Source organism: Lawsonibacter sp. OA9 (assembly GCF_022440585.1).
Window position 1 is genome coordinate 2,581,585 of sequence record NZ_JAKNTI010000022.1, and the last position, 20,724, is coordinate 2,602,308.

A 20,724-nucleotide genomic window follows, 5' to 3' on the forward strand; every position below is an offset into this window, starting at 1 on the left:
ATCCTAAAAAGCAATAATAGATATATTATTTTCATATAGCCGAAGAAAAGTTTTGAATGATGCGTTTGATTACTTCGTCTGCCAGCGGGGAGAGGGGACGGTTGTCTTTTTTTATCCAGGCGATCTCGGAACGAATATTACAATCCTTTAAACGTAAAGTCCGAAAGCTGGAATAAGGGGTGTAAGCTTCTGCTTGCGTAATGTTATGAGGGTAAGCGGAATTGAGATAATATGCGTCACTGCTGTGTAGCGTTTGGTAGAGGATTGAGCGGGAAGAGACGACAAAGTAGCTGCCGGCATCGGGCAGGTGCAGGCGGTTATAAATATCCGAATAGGGACCGGAATCCAGGTAGACATATTTGATGGCGGGAAAATCTTTTAGATCCGACGCGGCTATCGTATCCTCCTTGCTGTAAAAAAGGGGATTCTTTTCGCCGATCGTGATCGCAACATCAAGTTCTGCAATGGGATAATAAAGCAATCCACGGGAACTGAGCTGCTTGAGATATCCCGGTTTATAGCAAGTCCATAGATGCGTAACGCCGATCTCGGCCACAGAGTCGACGACCATATCGGCGATGCCGTTGATGGAATTTTCATACTCCTCAATGCGGATCCCCATGGCTTTGTATTTCTTATAGATATCTGCACAGATCAGATCCAGAAAATAATAGCCTGTGCTGGCGATTGAAAGAGAAAATTCGATCTTTGGTGTGCTGTGATAGATCAGATAGTCCAATTGCTGCAGCTGCGATTGGATAGAGGACACATAGGAAACGAATGTAATGCCGAAAGGAGTGAGCGATACGCCGTTTGGTGTACGGTTGAAAATCGTACGGCCAATTTCGGTTTCAAAATTTTTGATGGATGTTGATAATACGCTTTGGGAGACAAAGAGATTCGCGGCAGCACGATTAATGGACCCTGCCTTCGCAGCCTCTACTATGTATTTTAATTGATTGAGTGTCATATGTTCCTCCTGGATCGATAACATATCTGTTATCTGTAATTACGATAACAGATATATATACTATGAACTATCTTTTTTAAAAAATCAAGTGGTATAATCAACTTGCGCTCTGGACTTTAATCGCAATTCTGAGTTGTAAAATTTAAAAAAAGGAGGAGTTTAATTTAATGGTTGGCAAGAGCGAAAATGTTCTGACAAAAAAGAACTATGGTGGATTGGCGTTTATTCCCATGCTCGCATTTTTAGTCCCATATCTCGGATGCGGCCTCTTTTTCTACTTTAGGGGCGAGAGCAGCCCCTTCAGCTTTGTTCCGCGTGAAGCGGCTCTGATGTTCGGTATCGCTGCGGCGCTTCTGATGGGATCTGGTAAATTCGAGCAGAAAACGGAAAGCTTCATGAGACATGCGGCGAGCCCTACCTTGATCCAGCAGTGCTTGATTTTCCTTATGGCAGGTATGTTTTCCTCGGTAAGCAAGGCCATGGGTGGTGTGGATGCTGTCGTTAACGCTGGTATGTCGATCCTGCCTGAGCGCTTCATCGTTCCCGGCCTATTTTTGATCTCCTGCCTGATTTCCATTTCAATGGGCACAAGCTTTGGTACCATCAGCGCAGTTGGTCCTATCGCGGTTGGCTTTGTTGAAGCGGGCGGCTATGATATGACGTTGGTCCTTTGCGCGGTTCTTGGCGGCGCCATGTTCGGCGACAACCTGTCCTTTATCTCCGATACGACCATCGCTGCTACACAGGGTGCCGGCTGCGAAATGAAGGACAAATTTAGGATGAACTTTGCTATCGCGGCACCGGCAGCAATTTTTGCAACGGTTATGTATGCGATCTTCGGTGTTGGCAATACGGTTGCCGGCACCTCCAGTGAAATTGAGATTATTAAGATTCTCCCGTATCTGGCTGTTCTTGTCATGGCTTTCTGCGGTCTGAACGTTATCTATGTTCTTGGTCTCGGCCTTGTTTTCTCTGCTACAGTCGGCTTTGTGACCGGTGGCATGAACTTTTTTGATATGTGCACTAACATGAGTTCTGGTATCAGCGGCATGTACACCATCTGCCTGATGGCCTTCACCCTCAAGGGTATCGTTGGCCGTGTGCAGGACATGGGCGGTATCGACTGGCTGCTGTCGAGAGCTACCAGTAACATCAAGACCCGTAAGGGTGCGCAGTACTTCATGGCAGTGATGATCAGCCTGGTAAACATCAGCATCGGCAACAACTGCATCACCATCATCATTTCCTGCGAAATGCTCAAACCCCTGGCCAAAAAGTTCAAAATTGCGCCCAAACGCTTCGCGTCTATCCTAGATATCTTTGCTTGCATTATGCCGGGCCTATCCCCGATTGGTATGAACGTTCTTGCGATCATGGCATTTGGTGGCCTGACCAATCCGTTCAGCATGATGAAGTATGCCTTTTATCTGTATGCACTGGGCATCATCATGCTCCTCACCATCCACTTCGATCTGATGAAGACAAAGGAAGAGATCGAAGGTCAGGAGTTCTATCCCGAACTCGATGCACAGTAAGCGGAATGGAACATTAATTGGCATAACAATGTGCAATAGATCAGAAAGAGGAGTTCTAATGAGAGAATTTACTGAAAAACATCACGCATTTATTGTCGGTTCGTTCTACTCACTTCTGACAGAACGTTTCGCACAAAGAGGGGAAGCGGCATTCGTCCATGCGACGCAGCGCTACGCTGAACAGCGCGGTGCTCGTATGGCACAACGTGCCATACGGGATGGACGAAAGCTGGATTTTGCAACCTATCGAGAATACGGCGAATGGGTCAATACGCAGACCGTAAAGGATGAGGGTTGTGATAACCAAGGGTATGTTGTATCCTATTCCCCTGATTTTGACGAACGTGTAACCCAGTGCCCCTGGGCAGCACAATTCAAAGAGATGGGGCTTACCAAATGTGGAACGACCTATTGTACTTATGTTGACAACTCGGTATGCCGCGGATTTAACCCGGATCTTGTCTTCGATGTACCGCAGTCCATGCATGAGCATGGCAGCTGTATTCAAATCCTCCGGGGAGCAAACTTCCCCGAAGGCGCAAAGTTCCAAAAGCATGCAGAGTATTTGCGGACATTCGATTTCCATTGTGGTCATGTTTACAAGACATTCAGTTCCATCACGATTGCGATTTTTGGAGCTGAAGGTCAGGTCACCGCGACCGAAGTTCTCTCTCGCTTTGCAGCGACGTATGGAGAAGATATGGCAAACGTTCTCGTCAGCTACTACGATACCGACTTTGATGTGATCTAAGAGGAAGGGGAAAATAAATGCTGAAAATTGCTAAGAAAGTCGTTACAGACGTTTTAGTAATTGGCGGCGGCGGTGCAGCTTGCACCGCCGCGGTCGCCGCATCCCGAAACGGCGCCAAGGTCGTGATGGTAAGCAAAGGAAAAGTCGGCAATAGCGGCAATACCATCATGATCGGCGGCTCCTACGGAATGGATGGAGAGAGCGCCTACTACGATTACAAAATTCCCGGAGCAGATCCGTCCTTTACCCGTGAAGTTATGTTTGAGTCTATCGTAAACGACGGATTCAATTTGAGCAACCAAAAGATAGTTCAGCAGTTTGTTGACGACAGCCCGCGCATTGTTTACGAAGTCAAGCAGTGGGGCGAGGAGCTCGGTGAGCGCTTTGACTTCTATCCTCCCGGCAACTGGGACGTAACCGGGCGCAGCTTTGGCCGTGCATTGATAAACGGTATTAAGAAATGTGAAAACATTACGATCTATAATGATGTCTCAGTGACCGATCTGCTCAAAAGCGGGGACAAGGTGACCGGTGCGCTCGGTATGGATCTTTACAACGGCGAGTTGATCCAGTTTGAAGCGAAGGCGACGATCCTTGGCACAGGCGGATTCCAACCGTACACGCTCAAAAGTTCCAATACGGATAGCACCGGTGACGGGCAAGCGATGGCTTATCGGGCTGGAGCAAAGCTCGCCGATATGGAATTCATTTTGTTCATGGTCACGGCGATTGAGCCGAAGGAGTATAGGGGTTCCATCCTGCCTGCACTTTGCACCTTCCGTGCAGCGTTTGACTATGATGCGGTCGATGCCTCTGGCAAGCTAATTGACATTCCCAAAAAGGTTCGTGAGATGGAATCTGTGAGCGAAATGGCCAAAGTTCTGGACATGTACTACTATGGCAAAGTCCTCAACGAAGGCCGCGGCACGAAGAACGACGGTTTTTATTTCGATTTCCACCGTTTTACGGACGAGGAAATTGACCGTATGTTTGATGCGGTTATGGAGCACTTTGAAGGCTTTTATCCCCATGGATATTATCACGGGGAGAGCATCATCAATTACCGAGACTACATTAAGAAACATCGCCGTATAGAGGTTGGTTTTGGCGGCGAGTACAGTGTTGGCGGTATCTATATCGATGAGAACATGATGACTGGTGTACCTGGCCTGTACGCGGCAGGCGAAGTCGGCTGTGGCGCTTTCGGCGCAAACCGTGTAGCGGATGCAGTAGTTGAAATGATAGTTCAGGGCTATAAGGCCGGTGAGGTCGCCGCACAGCGCAGCGCAGGTGAAGTTTTGGTCGAAGCAGAAAAGGCTTCTGTTGCAAAGGCTGTCGGCACGCTGGAGAAGATCCTCAGCAATAAAGGCGGTATCACGGTCAAACAGGCGAAAGAGCGACTGCAGAGCATCTCTGACGCTACATTGAAGCTTCTGCGCAACGAGCAGACTTTAGCAAAGGGCGTCAGCGACTATGAAGCATTGAAGGAGGAAATGGATAACATCAGCATTACCGCAAAGGGACTGTTGTATAACCGGGAACTTCTCGAAGCGTTGCAGTTACGTAATCTGCTGACCTGCTCTACAGTGTCGGCCAAGATGGCGCTGATGCGTAAGGAAAGCCGCGGCGTGCATTTGCGTGAAGATTACCCGTTGATTGACAATGTGGATTGGCAGGTTCGTCTGGTATCTGAGCAGAAGTGCGACAACGACAATCTGTCTACGGTGCTGCCTGTAGTAACGAAAATTCCCATGAAAAAGGCTGAGAGAATCGATTATGGGACTTACGTTATGACAGAGGATTTGGGAATGAAGAATCAGGAGGACGCCAAATGATTGCAAAGATTTTTCGTTACGATCCGACGGTCGACAAAGAGCCGTATTTCAAAGAATATGAAGTGACGATCGATCCGGAAGAACATATGACGGTCATGGCTCTATTGGAACAGATCGCAGAAACGATGGATGGTACCCTGAGCTTCTTTTCGCACAGTGCATGCCTCCATGGAATCTGTGGCCGCTGCGCTGTCAAATGCAACGGAAAGGCCGGCCTTGCCTGCCAGATGGTCCTAACAGGGGAGGACGTTGTGATCGAACCGGCCAGGAAAGCTGTCGTAAAAGATCTTGTCATTCAAAATTAAAGGATAAACGCAATGAAAAAGAACGACCCTGCCTATCAGGCATACGTCGATATTCTCTCGCGGGAACTGGTTCCTGCTATGGGCTGTACAGAACCAATTGCGATCGCCTATTGCGCGGCTAAGGCCAGATCTGTTCTGGGAGCACTCCCAGAACGGATTCTGGTTGAGGCCAGCGGAAACATGATAAAAAATGTCAAAAGCGTTGTGGTTCCCAATACAAACGGTCAAAAGGGGGTCAAGGCCGCAGCAGCGATTGGCGCATTTGGCGGCGACGAAGCCGCAGTTCTCGAGGTGATTGCGCATATCAGCAACGGAGTAAAGGAAAAGCTTCCGGAGTATATCGATGCACTTGATTTTAAGCTTTTGCCGTTGGAAACGACAGAGGCACTTGATTTTATTATAACCGTTTTTGTAAAGAACTCTTATGCTCGTGTCCGTATTGCGCAGGAACACAGCAATATTGTTCTGATCGAAAAAGATGGGGAAATTCTTTTCGAAAAAGCACTTTCATCTGTTGTATCTACGGATATACCGGACTATACTTTTTTGAACATGGCGGGGATCTTTGATTTTGCTACAAGCTGCGACCTCGAAGACGTTAAGGATATCCTGGCAAGACAAATTGCGATGAACAGCGCCATTTCGGATGAGGGCCTGCGCGGAAATTATGGTGTAAACATCGGAAAAACCTTACTTGCCACCTACGGAACAGATATCAAAACAAGAGCAAGGGCCAGAGCCGCCGCAGGATCTGACGCCCGTATGAACGGCTGTGAGCTGCCGGTGGTTATTAACTCCGGCAGTGGTAATCAGGGTATAACGGCATCTTTGCCAGTTATCGAGTATGCCGCGGCGCTAGGCGTAGATGACGAGAAGCTCTACCGTGCGCTGTTAATCTCCAATTTGACGACAATCCATGAAAAAAGTAGCATAGGGCGGCTTTCTGCCTACTGTGGTGCTGTAAGTGCCGGCGCAGGCGCAGGCGCGGGAATCACCTATTTGATGGGGGGAGATTTGAACGCAATATCACATACGGTGGTCAATGCGCTTGCCATCACGTCCGGAATTGTCTGCGACGGGGCCAAATCCTCCTGTGCGGCTAAAATTGCCGTAGCAGTTGACGCGGGAATTTTGGGTTACGAAATGTACCACAGCGGCAAACAATTCTATGACGGCGAAGGTTTGGTCGTCAAGGGTGTTGATAACAGCATCCGGCAGTTTGGGCGGCTCGCAAGAGTTGGGATGCACGAAACGGACAAAGAAATCATGCGTATGATGACGGAGGAATAATGAGAGAGCAGCAGAGTATTCAGTATCCCGCATGGTACGAAGAGATTGCTTTATTGCGGGCAAAGCTGCATGCAGCGCCGGAACTAGGGCATTGTGAGGTTATGACGACGCAGTTGATTAAAGAAAGACTGCGCGCTTACGGTGTCGAGGTACTGCCCTTCGATTTGCCTACAGGAGTCGTCGGCCGTCTTCGTGGCGCAAAACCGGGCAAGATCCTTGCGATTCGGGAGGACATTGACGCACTGCCGCTGCAAGAAGATACCGGTTTACCGTATGCTTCGACGGTCGCAGGTGTCAGCCATGCTTGCGGACATGATATCCACGCCGCCGCTCTTTTGGGCTGCGCGAAACAACTTGCACAGCAGCGCGAGGCTCTACAAGGGACAGTACTGTTTGTTTTCCAATGTGCGGAAGAAACCTTCGACGGAGCGAGCACGATGCTTTCCAAAGGAATTTTTCAGGATGAATCTCCCGATGCATTGGTGGGATTTCATTGCGCCCCGGCATTACCTCTTGGCAAAATTGGTCTGTTCAGCGGCGTGGCAAACGCAAGTTGTGATGTAATCACGATCCGTGTGATCGGTAAGGGTGGGCACGGGGCACATCCGGATGATTGTATTGACCCCATTGTGACTGCCGCTGGCCTGCTGATGCAGTTGCAGACCATTGTGAGCCGCCGTAATAAAGCAACCCATCCCCTTGTGCTCACGTTTGGCGAATTCCATGGCGGAAGTGCACCAAACATTATTCCCGATGAAGTGCTCTTGCGAGGAACAATGCGCTGTATGGACAATGCGTTCCGCTTAAAACGGTTGGAAGAGATCCGAACGCTCTGTCATTCTTTTTGTCAGTCGATGGGGGCACAGTGCGAAGTGGTCGTGGAGAAGGGGATGCCGCCGCTCGAAAATGCGGAGGACATCTGCACACAGTTGGCGGAATCCTCGAGAAAAGTACTCGGTGCAGACTGCGTAGTGCAGGACTTGACACCGTCTATGGGTTCCGATGATTTCTCCTGCATGTTGGAGGCCTGCAAAAACCACGGCGCACAGTATCTGTTGGGGACCCATCTTGCAAGCTTACCACAAAGCGGCCTGGGACTTCATGTCGCACAATGCATTTTCCCATCAGAGGCACTTTGCCCCGGTGTTGAGACCTTGACGCAGTTCGCTTTGGACTATCTCAAATGAAACAGGAGTAGGAACATCAAGGTTGTGCATCCTCAACAAGCTGTAAATAAAGGAGGAGCAGAAAAAGCGTGCAAAAATCAAGTTCAGAGAATCTGGACTATTTTTGCACACTGTGCCATCTCGATTAAAGAATGGGACAAGGCATTTACCACAACACCAGCATATCAGATATAAAATCGATGGTGAATCCAATGCCCAATACTGGGAGGCAGGCACTCTTGACCAAATTATATCGCCCTGCGCCATATAGGTGAAGCGGGTCTCATGTCCCTTTGGTGCCTTGAAGTACAGCAGAAAGGAATGGTCATACATATGAATATCGCGTTGCTTGGCTTTGGTAATGTTGGGAAGGCATTCTACAGCCTTGCCTGTAACCGAACCGATATGGCTGTAACAAGGGTCCTCTCCCGCCACCCCCGCCCCGAATTGACATGCGAGATCACGGCAGACTTTGCACAAATCGAAAATGATTCAAGTATCGATACGGTTATCGAAGTGTTGGGCGGACTGAATCCTTCTCACGACTATGTGTGCCGTGCGTTGCGTGCCGGTAAGAATGTAGTGACGGCCAATAAGCACTTGATGGTGGTATACTATGACGAGCTGGTTTCGCTGGCGCATAAAAATGATGTCAAATTGCGCTGTACAGCAGCGGCAGCAGGAGGAATCCCGTGGCTGAGTTCTATCTCTCGCGGGGCGCGCATGGACAATATTGTCGAGATTGCGGGAATACTGAATGGTACGACCAACTACATTTTAAACGAAATGACTAACCATGGATCGGATTATATGACTGCGTTGAAAGGCGCACAGGATATTGGTTTTGCGGAAAAAGATCCGACGGATGACGTAGAGGCCCTGGATCCACGACGTAAGCTTGTGCTGTCTGCAAATCTAGCCTTTGGTGTTTCGTTACGTGAAGATGACATCCCCTGTTTTGGCATTTCAACGATTTCCGCGGAAGATATCACGTTCTTTCGTGAACATGGGTGGATCTGTAAGCTGTTCACCCGTGCAAAAAAGGTGTCAAGTGGAGTTTCCGCTTTTGTCATTCCCACCCTTTTTGGCATAACAGCACCGGAAATTTACAGCAATGTGGCATTTTATGGTGAGCGCATTGGCAAGTTTGGCTTTTCCGGTGCAGGGACCAGTGCGGGTGTTTATCCTACTGGCAGCAGTGTATTGGCAGACTGTCTGGACATTCAGGCGGGCTGCGATCCATTCTATCACGTCATTGCCCCCCACCCCTGTCTGATAGATAACAGCAATGAAATGAAACGGTTTTATTTCCGTACGCAAGGAAAACAGTTTATCACCGAGCCGATATGTGTTGGAGAAGCGTTTGATCAAATAAGGCAGATCCAAAAAGCCGAACCGAGGGCCTTCATGGCTTGCCTAAACGAATAAAAAAGAATTGATTGGGTCCGCACCAAGTGAGCTTCTTTCCGTCAAGAGGACAGTGAAAAATGTAAAATTCCCCCGGCCAGCAGCCTGTAGGCTGCTGGCCACTTTTTATGCACCAAGGAACAACTCATGTCCCTCTACCGGTGTCAACACGCCCGGGCTGGCTGAATTCTCCTGGTGTTGTAATAACAGATGTAATTCACTACAATTGGCGCAAGTTCCATCTTACTGGTGAATTGTCTTCCGTCATAGCGCTCCCGCTTCTTCAGAAAGCCCTAAAAGCCTTGGGCCATTGTCAATACAGCGGGCCATACGAGACATGCTTTGTACCGTTTCCGACTATACAAATTTCTGGTGGAACACTTGGCTTGTGTATTGAGATGTGCATCCGGAGTATCCTTAACAGCCCTGTCAAATGTCTTGAATATGAGTGAATCATCGTTGCGCTCACCCAGCGCCCAGAAAAGAGCACGACGGTCTCAGAGATTTAGAATAGCACTCAGATAAAGCTTATGTACCTCAATGCACTCATTTGAGCTCCATCGCATCAGCGATCCATTTCTCGCTGGGCCTTTCAGCATAAAATGGCGGCCCGGCAAATCCTCAGCCCCCTCTTGTCGTTACCCTAGATACCATCATTATGGCGCAGATCGTTATCAGTCTCCGGCAGCCTTTATCCTAGCTTCCTGTATGGCTCCTTTCAATCTTATCTGCTACTTGCCCGTTCTCCGCAGTTTTGCTGCTCAACTTCCTGAAGCTAATTTGTGGTAATCGAAACACGCCACATCAAGCATGAACTGCCCCAGCTATACGGACAACACACAAAGTGCCCATTTTAAGATGTAGGAATATAAAATTTTAGGCTTTATCGGCTTCTTGACAACAAGGGTAGGCTTTGTTTCTTAGCAAGAGCAATTTCCATCGAGGACTACTGCTGTACCTCCATACTCTCATAATCCGCTCGACTGATAATGTTATAGAACAGGCTGACATTCTCTGCGGCATCGTGCTTTCGCAATCTATTGTATTCAAGGCTTGAATCCCCATATCGCTTGAACTTGTACACTGCTTCGTTCATCAGTGTGTCGTTGAAAGCACCAAGGGAAACCAGAAGGACAAAGTCTTTTACATCCAAGCCGGTAACTTTTTATAAAAGTGCAGGCTCAAATTATATACTGGGATTTTGTTCTGGCGCTCTGTATATACCGTACCATGAGGACCATCTTTTGCTTTAAAGAACGTTTGAAATATCTAGAAATATATTTTCCATCGTGCAGGCCGGAGCAAGCGAGAGAAGGAGCAGCAAGAGCCAATACTGAAAGCAAAGCAGATTTTTGATGACAATCAGCATCGATTTAGTATCGAGGAGATCAAAACGGTTTTAACACAAAATGGGGGTACGGGTCAGTGTCAAACAAGTCTCGGCAATCATACAGGAGTTGAAAGACTCAATACGCAAGGCTTTCTGAAAATGACAAGTCCATTTTTCGATAAAAATGTTCAAAAAGCGGACTTCATTTATCCACTGCAACAATAACATCCTCAATGCACACGTCTTGTTCTCTGGCAATGCGCGCCAAATCTTCGTACTCATACTTCGAACGGCTCACACCATACCCACGGGAGTTTTTGAGGCGAATGGTTCCATAAGGAGTGTCCATCATTGTCACATCACGATCCAGAATATATCGTTGCGTTTTCGTTTCCCGCACGCCAATCGTCGTTGTGTATTTAAACATCCAACGAACCAATTTCCCTTTGTCCTGTTCACGGCACATGACCCTAATCAGTGCGCCAGGACGAGATTTTTTCATGCCGATAGGGATAGTATAAACCTCCAACGCACCACCGTCAAACAGTCGTTCCATAGCAAAGCCGATCTGTTCTGCCGTCATGTCATCCACGTTACAGGATAGTTCCAGAACGGCATCCGTTTTTCCCTCTCTCTCGCCCAGCATGGCCCGAATACAGTTAGCGGCCTCAAAATTTTTCTTTCCCATGCCATATCCAATGGCCTGCAACTTCATCACCGGCATCTCACCAAATCTCGTCGCAAAGTGCTTCAGCAACGCAGCTCCTGTGGGCGTACAGAGTTCGCCCTGAATGCTTCCGCCGTAGATGGGAACATCTTTGAGAATGAAGGTGGTTGCGGGAGCCGGTACCGGCAGAACACCATGGGCACACCACACCGTACCGCTTCCCACATGGACAGGAGAAACAATCACCTCATCGGGTGCGATCTCATTCATCAGCAAGCAAACCGCAGTAATATCGGTGATAGCATCCATCGTCCCAACTTCATGGAAGTGGATCGCACTCACAGGTACTCCATGAGAATGGCTCTCTGCCTCAGCAATCAGTTCATAAACAGCCATGATATCCTCCTTGACCTTCTGCGGAATGGGAAGATGATCATAGACAATGTGGGAAATATCGTCTATACCACTGTGGTGATGATGCTCGTGGTCATGATGGTCATGGCTTTCTTCTTCTCCATGAACCTTCACAGAAAAATGGGTGCCGGCAATTCCGCACTTGACAGATGTCTCTTGTGTAATTGCTACATCGGGCAGGCCAAATGAGTTCATCCAACTGACAAAGCCATCACGCTCCGGAATCAACTCCAGCAGGGCTGCCGCCAGCATATCACCCGCAGCACCCATGCCGCAATCCAAGTACAGCGTCTTCATATGTTAATTCTCCTTTTTTGCATCCATATGGTTAATCATGCTGGCCAGATAACCAGCTCCAAAACCATTATCGATATTCACGACAGAAACGCCGCTGGCGCAAGAATTCAGCATAGACAACAGGGCAGACAAGCCGTTGAAAGACGCCCCATAGCCCACACTGGTGGGCACAGCAATAACCGGGCAGTCCGCAAGACCGCCGATGACACTGGCAAGGGCTCCCTCCATGCCTGCTATGGCCACAATCACGCTGGCGCTCATAATGTCGTCCAAGTACCTCAGAGTACGGTGAAGCCCAGCAACGCCCACATCGTACAATCGCACAACCTCATTGCCCAAGATCTGTACAGTCAAGGCAGCTTCCTCTGCTATGGGAATGTCACTGGTTCCTCCGGTAGCAATCACAATTCTTCCGATACCGGTAGGCTCCGGTAGCTGACCGACGATCCCTACTCTGGCATCAGCGTGATAGTCCAACTCATGAGCCTGTCCAACGGCGGCAGCGGCCTCCGGCGACATACGGGTAATAAGGATGGTGTCTTGCCGATTTTTCTTCATCACATCCAGAATTCCGATGATCTGTTGCGGTGTTTTACCTGCGCCGTAGATAACCTCCGCCACTCCCTGACGGATCTTGCGGTGCAAATCCACCTTTGCAAACCCGATGTCCTCAAAGGGTTCAGCTTTAATTTTCAGCAAAGCATCATCCACTGACAGTTCTCCGGTCTGTACGGATTCCAGTACACGTTTAATTTCGTTGTTCATTCCCGTACCTCCAGATCTAGCAGCACAGCACTGTAACTCTTTTTTAATTCGGAGAAGATTGCCTGCCGCTTTTCCAACAAAAGCGGCAGTTGTGCCTCAGGCAGTTGTAGCCGAGCGGCAGTTCCAATCATTCTCACCCGAAAATCCGCAAACCCCTGTGAAAACAGGAAGTCCTCCGCCGTTTCAGTCCTTTGCAGCATTTCCTCCGTAATCTCCACGCCGGTAGGGATTCGGGTGGCGAGGCAGGCATAGGCCGACTTGTCCCAGGTGAAAAGCCCCGCCTTTTTGGAGAGTCGCCGCACCTCCGCCTTTGTTAACCCACATTCCCGCAGAGGGGAGCGAACCGAAAGCTCCCCCAGCGCGCGCATTCCGGGACGATCTCCCGCATCATCAGAGGCGTTGGTCCCGTCTATCAGTACAGAAAATCCATCCTCTGCCGCCGCCTTGATAATGGCATTGAAAATAGAATATTTGCAGTAATAGCACCGGTCGGCGGAATTAGTTGTAATCTGTGGATCGTTCAAGACATCCACATCCAGCATCTTCATATCCGCCCCTAATTCCGACGCAAGCCGCCTAGCGTCATCCAGTTCAAACCTGGGCTGAAATACCGACTTTACATAGTAGGCCCTGACCTTGGCACGGCAGTTGGTTGCGGCATACAGCAAATACGAAGAATCTACCCCGCCTGAAAAAGCTAACGCAACTTTTGGATTTTCAGCAAAGAATTCCTGCAAGGTCATAATTTACACCTGTCACACTTTGATTTTACAGAGATCATAATAGATGAAAGTATCTTTTCCGTCAAACACTTTCATATTAACCAGTAAAGGTATGCCGAACCAAATTATGAGCATCGGCCTTTCCCCAAAATCCACTCTCAAATTATACACGGAAACGGTCATAACTTTGGTAACAATCTATGCAAAGCTTCCTGCCCTCTTGAATCCGAATCCAGTTGGCAGCGGCAGATTCACCACAGCACTCACAAATGTAAGAATCAAAAATACGCGCGCGTTCCGGCAAATCAATTCTAACCTGTTTTGCATCAAACATTTCATCGTTGTTGCAATCGTGGTAATAACGAAACGTTTCTTCTCGGCTCATAGAAGCAGTCTTATTTTTCAAAACCAGCCTGACAGATGTCCCATTGGCTCGGTTATAGAAAGAAAATGCCTGTTTTCCGGTCATATGGAATAACAAATTTCCTTTACCCACACTACAGCCCAAAATAACCTGGATCGCATCCACACCACAGGCATCGTTTTCTGTGATACATGCCACCTGCTCGTCCTTTGAAAACTCAATTCCCAGTAACTCGATGGCATACAAAGCTGCCCTATATCCAATCGTCAGGCCTGGGCACGCATGACCATGGAACGCTGCACATTTTTCCCACAAGGCCTTTTTATCTATCTCCATCTTTTTCTCCTATCCAATCATGACAAATTTTCGTCCATCAACTTCCATGACTTGCGCGGAGATCCCGTAAACCTCCTCAATGGCTGACTCTTCTACTGTTTCTATTCCACCATAGCGGTAACCCACGCCATTTTTCAAAAAGTAAAAACGGTCACAATAGCGCAACGCCAGATTCAAGTCATGAATGACAATCAGCACCGTGATTCTTTGTTCCTTCGCAATTTGCCGCACCAATGCCATCATTTCGTATTGATTTCTTGGATCAAGATTGCTGGTTGGTTCATCCAACAATAGCACTTTTGGTTGCTGCACCAAGGCACGCGCCAACATGACCTTTTGCAGTTCTCCACCTGAAAGTTCGTCCATCTGCCTCACCTGAAATTCTTCCAACCCAACCCGTTGGATCATGGCCGCGCACAAATCCAGATCCTCTTGGCTAACTCCCCACTTGATATATGGTTTTCTTCCCAATAACACACAGTCAAACACCGTAGCCTGCGTTATTTCATTTTTCTGTGCTACATACGCAATGGTTCGGGCCATCTCGTTCCGACTCATGCTCTGGACAGATTTCCCATCAATGAGGACCTCACCAGCTTCAGGTATGCGGATGCGATTAATACAGGTAATCAACGTACTCTTACCTGCTCCATTATTGCCCAAAATCCCTACACATTCACTGTCCTGAGCCGCAAAATTCACATCCCGCAAAATTTGACTTTTTCCATAAGAAAAGGAAATGTTTTTTATTTCGATCATTTTACACTCCCTCTCCGCATGATCAGCCACAGGAAAAGAGGTGCCCCAAGAAAAGAAGTCAATGCGCCGATGGGCAGCACTACAGGCGGGACCAACATCCGGCAGGCAATATCCGAGGCCAGCATAAGCACTGCACCGCACAGTGCCGTGCAGGGGATCAAAAACCGAAAATCATTTCCTACAAAGCGCCGCATGATGTGTGAGGCAATCAAACCGATAAAGTTGATACATCCCACAAACGCCACAGAAACTGAGGAAATCAGCGCACACATGACCATGCTGGTGGGAATAAGAAAGTCCACAGGCACACCCAGACTTTTCGCCGTATGGGTCCCGCTCTCCATGGCGTTATAGCTCCAGCGATGGTAGTAGAAAAACAAGAATGCAACCAAACTGAGCTCTGCGATTAAGGTAATCTCACCCCAGCCAGCGCGTCCCAAGTTGCCAAAAGTCCAGTGGACTACTGTGGCCACCATCACATCATCCGCAAAATATTGTACTAATGTCGTTCCACCGCTGAACATGGAGCTGATTGCAACACCTGCCAGTACCATAACAGATGGTGTGACACCTCGTAGCCGGGACAACGCCAGAATCACTGCCGTTGTTGCTACTCCACCCAAAAAGGCGCAAAATGTCACCATTGCCGGATTGGTAATAGTAAGAGAGGCAACAGAACCGCTGCCAGTATTGACCTGCGTTCCGGCTCCCAGATAGATAATCGACACCGCAGCGCCAAAGGATGCTCCTTGAGATACCCCCAATGTAGATGCGGACGCCAACGGATTGCGTAACACATTTTGCATGATGCACCCACACATAGCAAGTGCCATACCCACTACAAGTGCTGCGGCAATCCTTGGCATTCGCACGTTCCAGACAATGGTGGATGTTTGCCTTGTTCCGTTCCCGAACACAGCGAGAACGACTTCCTTCAAGGTCAATCCAGCGGAACCTGCCATCAAAGAAGCAAGGCTGGCAATCACTGCCAAAATTACCATTACCAGCAGCACCAGCCATTTCCGCCTGATATATTGCTGATATTTCACCATATCATTTGGCTGATGCTTTATCATTGGGAATTACGCTCCAATCTCAATCTTTCCGTAATACAGACCGCCGGCCTTCATCTGCTCAAAGGTGTTGTCACCCAGCATGAACTCCAAAATCTCACCGGCCTTTTCCTCAAAATCAATGTCAGCAAATTGCTCGGGATACAGGATGCTACCAGCAAAATAAGAGTTGACCAGAATATAAGAAATATTAGGACCTGCCGCATTGGTGGAAGGCATGGTATAGACCTGGCCTTCCTGAATGGCACGCAAGGATTCAAACACACCTGGGTTGGTGGCATACTCGTCATTTACAAGATCCATATTGCCAGGATCAAGGAATACGATATCAGGATCCCATTCAATAATCTGCTCCCAGTCCACCTCAAAGCCATTTTGTCCCAGATATGCCTTTCCGGACTCCTGTGCGGTATCTGTCGCCTCGCCAATGACCTCTTCTATGTAGCTATCCGCCACATTATTCGCATTCACAGCCAGGAACGGCGGGAAATTGACATAAGTAAAGGGGAACCCGTGGCGCCCATTGAATGTAACTGCTCCTGTATAGGCTTTCAGCTTTTCCGTGTCAGGAATATCTTTGGTGCGGTCATTCAAATCGTCTTTACAGGCATCAACATAGGCCAGCACTTCTTCACACCGATCCTCAGCGCCAACGACCTCGGCAAACACACGCATAGCACGATAGAAGCCCTCATCAATAAAATACTGGGTTCGATAGCGAACACAAACAACCGGGATACCAGTCTGGTTTTGCAGTTCCTCAGCGGCATCTTCGTTGAATCCAGCAATGATGACATCCGGCTGAACCTGAATGATTTGTTCAGCGTAACCATTATTTTCTCCACTGCCGCCACCAGAACCGACAGAGGGAAGTCCTTTCAGTTGCTCATGATAAACAGGGCTGTAATCATAACGAGCTGTCATCCCATTGATGTCGCTATCCTCGGCACCCACCATCATGTCTACTACATCTAAATAGGCAGCAAAGCGGGGAGCCATGGAGCCAAGACAAATAATGGAATCTACTTCATAGGGAATTTCCACTTCACGGTTCCACACATCAACAACTGTGCGGGCCTCTGGCTGCTCAGTACCGTTGGTATCTGGTGTCTGATCTTGATCGATGCTATTTTCAGGACCGTCAGAGTTGCCACAGGCCACAAGACTAAATGCCATTATCAACGCCCACAGCAGTACAGGAAACTTTTTCATGGTAATTTCAAATCCTTTCAAGTTGAATCCATCTGCATCTTGCCAAAAATAAAAAGAGGCATACAACCTCCCTTCAGAGAAGTCATATGCCTCTTAGCATACATTTCAGCAGCTTATCAGATACGCCAGCAATTGGAGCGCTTCAGCCTCCTCAACTTGCTTCACACAAGTTATTTTTACCTATCATACATGACCCTTTTCTTTTTGTCAAGACTCGTCCTTTAAAAATCCACCGATTTCTTTGACCGCCTATTTAATCAAAAAGCTGCTAAAAATAATGAGAATTCCTTCTTTGATATTGCGCCAGCCCCCCCAATCTACAGATATGTGTTGGCTCGTACCCCTCTATATAATTGGCAAGGCCACTAAGTTTCGTTACCTTACAGTTAGGCGAAAGCCTAATCTCACAGCTACCTGGTGAGGTTCACACCTATGTGTGGCCTCAGACATTCCTGGACCTCGTAGCGCACCACCACTCCTATATACAGGAAACTTCCATGAAGGTCTACAGTTTTTGGCGCTGTCCCGGCAGAGCAGGTGTGTATCTCTTCGTTGAGAGTAGAAGAGACACAAATGAACCACTATGTCGTGATCAAATACAACGGTGAGCAATTATCGGTGCCAAAGGAGGTAGCAGAGTTCCCGGAGCAGGATCGTAAATAGGAACAAGCACAGAAGAAGCAGGACGTGGGGCATCTGGGTAAAAACGAGTTTGAAACGGTGTGGCCCGGCTTGGACTGTGTCAGGCGATCCGTGGAGGATGCCGTGCTCCGGAACCTCCGATTTGAAGATCTCATGGAGCCATTGAAAGGCTGAATGCCAGAGAGCAGAAAATGATCTCTCTACAGTATGACGACAAGGTGACCACGCTAACCAAATGCCCATTATGGACAAGCTACTGGAGTATGTGGGAGGCATCCTGCGGGCGTTCTGCGATCTAATCTGCTATTAACAAATGAACCAAGTCCCGCATCGGCAATCCAGTCTAAGAATTGTCGAACTGTTCTGTCCCAATGAAAAGGAGTGTTGAAATGAAATCGTCTATTTATAAAAGCTACGATAAACTGCCGCTGCTCCTCCACTCTGATATAGTGTCAAAGGCTTTGGGCTTCGCGCCGTCCAGTGACTATGAATTGATGCACGAAAAAAAATTCCCCATACGGCAGGGGCCAATGAAGCATCGATTCGGCGTGCTTTTGATGCAAATAATATCTGTGTGAGATCTTGCAGCGAGGCGATATTCTTATAAGCCTGCTTTCGATCTGAGCAGATCCCATGGACCTCCCAACAATGCAGAATAGCCGCCGACAATATGGAACAGAGCTCATTCGTGCTTTGATACAGAAATTGCAGCAGATACAGGATTCGCATTTGACTTTTATTTTTCAAACTGCGCCCTCTCACTATCCTTTGTTAATATCAGCTGTCTAATTTCCCGTATTTTAACAGTCTAATTCTTCAGATATTCAGATAGAGTTTTTTACAGATGTCCGGCATAAATGATAATCAGTTGGTTTGTAATAAAGCCGACAATATTCCTATCTGTTCTATAGGAAATAAACGAGCTAAAACTTCATATTTTTAGTAATACTGTTTCGTTGTTCTCAGAAGTTCGGCCACTTGCTCCTAAGTCAAATCGCACTCCTCCCCCAAATCCTTGAGTCGAGATTCAATGCCCATATCATGTTTCCCCATAACAATACATCAAAGGTAGTTTAATCATTACGGTGCTTAAAGTCCACGATAATTATTGATAATAGTCTCCAGAGAATCCATCTGTTTTGATGTCAGGCCAGAGACGTCCAGAAAACAGTACTTCTAATCATTTAGGCCAAAAAGGAAATTCCTTATCACACCTAATGCAAGAAACAGGAAAATAAGCCTATGTAATGAAAGTAGGGCAAGAGGATGTTCCGCTTCGTCACCCATGTTGTTCCGCCATCTCAACTTATCCCGCCCCTGAAACCGCTACAGGCCCCGCCGCAAAACGATTTTGCGACGGGGCCTGCTCGGCTTTTTCTCAGATAATTTTTTATTCCTCATTTTTTTTACGCAATGCCGTTTTGAAATTGCCGTAAACCAGAAGAATCAGCAAAATCAGAATGACCAGAGAAATGGGGCGGAACAGAATGTAGGACACAATGTTACTGTTCTTGGCAGCTGCAATGGTCAAAGACCGACGCAGATTTTTTTCCGCCATGGACCCTAGGATCATACCCAGTACCGCAGGCGCAATAGGGATCTGGAACCGCTTGAACACCAAGCCGATAAGGCCAAATACCACCGCCACCAGAACGTCAAACAGGCTGTTGCGTGCACTGTATGCGCCGAAAATGGAGAAGGCCAGCACAGCTGGAATAATTAGCTTGATGTCCACACTCAGCACCTTGCTGAACGCGGGGGTAGCCAGCAGGCCAATCACCACCATGAGAATAGTGCTGACAAGCAAACCCAGCATCAGAGAGTAGACAACATCGGCGTGCTCGCTGAACAACTTGGGACCAGGAATCATCCCATGCACAGTTAATGCCCCAAAAATGATGGCCGAAGTGGCCGAACCCGGAATACCCAAGGCCAGCAACGGGACAAAGGATCCGCCCACAGCGGCGTTATTGGCACTTTCAGGGGCTACAATTCCGTCTATTGCTCCTTTGCCAAACTGACTGGCTTCCTTGGAAGTGCGTTTTGCCTCTCCATAGGAGATAAAGGAGGCAATTGCTCCTCCAGTACCAGGCAGAATTCCAATTATCGTACCAATAATTGAGGACTTGATCAGTAGCTTCCACCGTTTGGCCACACCCCGGATACCCTCCAGCACCGGGAAAGGATGGTTTTTCCCACTGATGACGGAGTTGTCTCCCTGATTGCAGATCAGGTTGAGCATCTCCGCGATGGCAAATAGGCCCACACTTACAGGAATGAGATCGAAGCCGGCCTGAAGATTGACGTTGTCGAAAGTAAATCGGTAGTTGGCACTGACTGCGTCCATTCCCACAATGGACAGCACTAGGCCGATGGCCACAGAAATAAAGCCTTTGCTGAAACTCTTGCCCATCAGGCTCCCCACCACGGCCAGGCCTCCTAGACAGACTAGAAATAACTCCGGCGGGCCAAATTTGAGTGCCGCCTGGGAAAGGAAGGGTGTGAACAGCATCATGATAACTACGCCGAACACACCGCCAAATCCACTGGCCAGCACGGAATAGCTCAGAGCCTCCTTGGCCCGGCCCTGGCGGGCCAGGGGACTACCGTTCAGGGCGGTGCAGGCAGCCTCTCCTGTCCCGGGGCAGTTGAGCAGGATGGCGGAAATCGAACCACCGTAGGTAGCCCCCATATACAGGCCGCTGAGCATGATAAGCCCAAGAGAAGGAGACAGCCCATAGGTCAGTGGGAGCAACAGTGCCACACCCACCACGCCGTTTAGTCCGGGCATGGCCCCGAAGATAATTCCCAATACCACGCCCAACAGGTTGATAAGCAGGGCCATGGGGGAAAATACTGTGGAAATAACCTCTGCAAGCATAGT

The 20,724-nt window shown here is 48.4% G+C and carries 17 protein-coding genes; 7 read left to right on the forward strand and 10 right to left on the reverse strand.

What is annotated here, in order from left to right; genetic code table 11:
• Positions 1–31 precede the first annotated feature (31 nt).
• A complete protein-coding gene (locus tag MCG44_RS13720) occupies positions 32–970 on the reverse strand; it encodes a LysR family transcriptional regulator (RefSeq protein ID WP_240288759.1) in 939 nt (312 codons plus the stop codon).
• Positions 971–1,137: 167 nt separating this feature from the next.
• On the opposite strand from MCG44_RS13720, the gene MCG44_RS13725 reads away from it, so the two are divergent.
• From MCG44_RS13725 to MCG44_RS13755, 7 genes are all read left to right on the forward strand, one after another.
• Entirely contained in the window at positions 1,138–2,505 is a 1,368-nt protein-coding gene (locus MCG44_RS13725) for a Na+/H+ antiporter NhaC family protein (RefSeq protein ID WP_240288761.1), read from the forward strand.
• A 58-nt stretch (positions 2,506–2,563) separates the two neighbouring features.
• Positions 2,564–3,256: an L-2-amino-thiazoline-4-carboxylic acid hydrolase gene (locus MCG44_RS13730; RefSeq protein ID WP_240288762.1), complete on the forward strand. Its 693-nt coding sequence runs from the start codon at positions 2,564–2,566 to the stop codon at positions 3,254–3,256.
• 17 nt (positions 3,257–3,273) lie between these two features.
• The gene (locus tag MCG44_RS13735; protein ID WP_240288764.1) at positions 3,274–5,091 is read left to right on the forward strand and encodes an FAD-binding protein; all 1,818 of its coding nucleotides are present in this window, start codon (positions 3,274–3,276) and stop codon (positions 5,089–5,091) included.
• Positions 5,088–5,396 carry a 2Fe-2S iron-sulfur cluster-binding protein gene (locus MCG44_RS13740; protein ID WP_240288766.1) on the forward strand — a complete coding sequence of 103 codons (309 nt, stop codon included), beginning with the start codon at positions 5,088–5,090 and terminating at the stop codon, positions 5,394–5,396. Before MCG44_RS13735 ends, MCG44_RS13740 begins: the two co-directional genes overlap by 4 nt.
• Positions 5,397–5,408: 12 nt before the next feature.
• On the forward strand, positions 5,409–6,686 hold the full coding sequence (locus MCG44_RS13745) for a serine dehydratase subunit alpha family protein (RefSeq protein WP_240288767.1): 1,278 nt from the start codon (positions 5,409–5,411) through the stop codon (positions 6,684–6,686).
• Entirely contained in the window at positions 6,686–7,873 is a 1,188-nt protein-coding gene (locus tag MCG44_RS13750) for a M20 metallopeptidase family protein (protein ID WP_240288769.1), read from the forward strand. The genes MCG44_RS13745 and MCG44_RS13750 overlap by 1 nt, the downstream gene beginning before the upstream one ends.
• Positions 7,874–8,185: 312 nt before the next feature.
• Positions 8,186–9,280: a homoserine dehydrogenase gene (locus tag MCG44_RS13755; RefSeq protein WP_240288771.1), complete on the forward strand. Its 1,095-nt coding sequence runs from the start codon at positions 8,186–8,188 to the stop codon at positions 9,278–9,280.
• Positions 9,281–9,423: 143 nt separating this feature from the next.
• Here MCG44_RS13755 and MCG44_RS15190 read toward each other — a convergent pair whose 3' ends face one another.
• The 9 genes from MCG44_RS15190 to MCG44_RS13800 all read right to left on the reverse strand — a co-directional run bounded on the left by MCG44_RS15190 (position 9,424) and on the right by MCG44_RS13800 (position 20,721).
• A complete protein-coding gene (locus MCG44_RS15190) occupies positions 9,424–9,546 on the reverse strand; it encodes an IS3 family transposase (RefSeq protein WP_374740504.1) in 123 nt (40 codons plus the stop codon).
• Between the two features lie 1,245 nt (positions 9,547–10,791).
• A complete protein-coding gene (larC, locus tag MCG44_RS13760; RefSeq protein ID WP_240288773.1) occupies positions 10,792–11,967 on the reverse strand; it encodes a nickel pincer cofactor biosynthesis protein LarC in 1,176 nt (391 codons plus the stop codon).
• Between the two features lie 3 nt (positions 11,968–11,970).
• Positions 11,971–12,732, reverse strand: coding sequence for a nickel pincer cofactor biosynthesis protein LarB (gene larB / locus MCG44_RS13765; RefSeq protein ID WP_240288774.1), 762 nt, complete (start codon positions 12,730–12,732; stop codon positions 11,971–11,973).
• Positions 12,729–13,475 (reverse strand): ATP-dependent sacrificial sulfur transferase LarE, encoded by a 747-nt coding sequence (larE, locus tag MCG44_RS13770; protein ID WP_240288776.1) that lies wholly within the window; start codon positions 13,473–13,475, stop codon positions 12,729–12,731. Before larE ends, larB begins: the two co-directional genes overlap by 4 nt.
• Before the next feature lie 142 nt (positions 13,476–13,617).
• On the reverse strand, positions 13,618–14,154 hold the full coding sequence (locus MCG44_RS13775; RefSeq protein ID WP_240288778.1) for an FmdE family protein: 537 nt from the start codon (positions 14,152–14,154) through the stop codon (positions 13,618–13,620).
• Positions 14,155–14,163: 9 nt separating this feature from the next.
• Positions 14,164–14,913, reverse strand: a complete 750-nt coding sequence (locus tag MCG44_RS13780; protein WP_240288780.1) for an ABC transporter ATP-binding protein — start codon at positions 14,911–14,913, stop codon at positions 14,164–14,166.
• Positions 14,910–15,989: a FecCD family ABC transporter permease gene (locus tag MCG44_RS13785; protein ID WP_240288782.1), complete on the reverse strand. Its 1,080-nt coding sequence runs from the start codon at positions 15,987–15,989 to the stop codon at positions 14,910–14,912. Before MCG44_RS13785 ends, MCG44_RS13780 begins: the two co-directional genes overlap by 4 nt.
• A 6-nt stretch (positions 15,990–15,995) precedes the next feature.
• Complete coding sequence (locus MCG44_RS13790) at positions 15,996–17,219, reverse strand: ABC transporter substrate-binding protein (RefSeq protein ID WP_240288784.1); 1,224 nt, start codon at positions 17,217–17,219, stop codon at positions 15,996–15,998.
• A gap of 2,011 nt (positions 17,220–19,230) precedes the next feature.
• Positions 19,231–20,721 (reverse strand): tripartite tricarboxylate transporter permease, encoded by a 1,491-nt coding sequence (locus tag MCG44_RS13800; protein WP_240288786.1) that lies wholly within the window; start codon positions 20,719–20,721, stop codon positions 19,231–19,233.
• Positions 20,722–20,724 lie beyond the last annotated feature (3 nt).

Coding starts and splice junctions, on each gene's coding strand:
- MCG44_RS13720 (WP_240288759.1), bottom strand. CDS start 970: ATGACACTCAATCAATTAAAATACATAGTAGAGGCTGCGAAGGCAGGG.
- MCG44_RS13725 (WP_240288761.1), top strand. CDS start 1,138: ATGGTTGGCAAGAGCGAAAATGTTCTGACAAAAAAGAACTATGGTGGA.
- MCG44_RS13730 (WP_240288762.1), top strand. CDS start 2,564: ATGAGAGAATTTACTGAAAAACATCACGCATTTATTGTCGGTTCGTTC.
- MCG44_RS13735 (WP_240288764.1), top strand. CDS start 3,274: ATGCTGAAAATTGCTAAGAAAGTCGTTACAGACGTTTTAGTAATTGGC.
- MCG44_RS13740 (WP_240288766.1), top strand. CDS start 5,088: ATGATTGCAAAGATTTTTCGTTACGATCCGACGGTCGACAAAGAGCCG.
- MCG44_RS13745 (WP_240288767.1), top strand. CDS start 5,409: ATGAAAAAGAACGACCCTGCCTATCAGGCATACGTCGATATTCTCTCG.
- MCG44_RS13750 (WP_240288769.1), top strand. CDS start 6,686: ATGAGAGAGCAGCAGAGTATTCAGTATCCCGCATGGTACGAAGAGATT.
- MCG44_RS13755 (WP_240288771.1), top strand. CDS start 8,186: ATGAATATCGCGTTGCTTGGCTTTGGTAATGTTGGGAAGGCATTCTAC.
- larC (WP_240288773.1), bottom strand. CDS start 11,967: ATGAAGACGCTGTACTTGGATTGCGGCATGGGTGCTGCGGGTGATATG.
- larB (WP_240288774.1), bottom strand. CDS start 12,732: ATGAACAACGAAATTAAACGTGTACTGGAATCCGTACAGACCGGAGAA.
- larE (WP_240288776.1), bottom strand. CDS start 13,475: ATGACCTTGCAGGAATTCTTTGCTGAAAATCCAAAAGTTGCGTTAGCT.
- MCG44_RS13775 (WP_240288778.1), bottom strand. CDS start 14,154: ATGGAGATAGATAAAAAGGCCTTGTGGGAAAAATGTGCAGCGTTCCAT.
- MCG44_RS13780 (WP_240288780.1), bottom strand. CDS start 14,913: ATGATCGAAATAAAAAACATTTCCTTTTCTTATGGAAAAAGTCAAATT.
- MCG44_RS13785 (WP_240288782.1), bottom strand. CDS start 15,989: ATGATAAAGCATCAGCCAAATGATATGGTGAAATATCAGCAATATATC.
- MCG44_RS13800 (WP_240288786.1), bottom strand. CDS start 20,721: ATGCTTGCAGAGGTTATTTCCACAGTATTTTCCCCCATGGCCCTGCTT.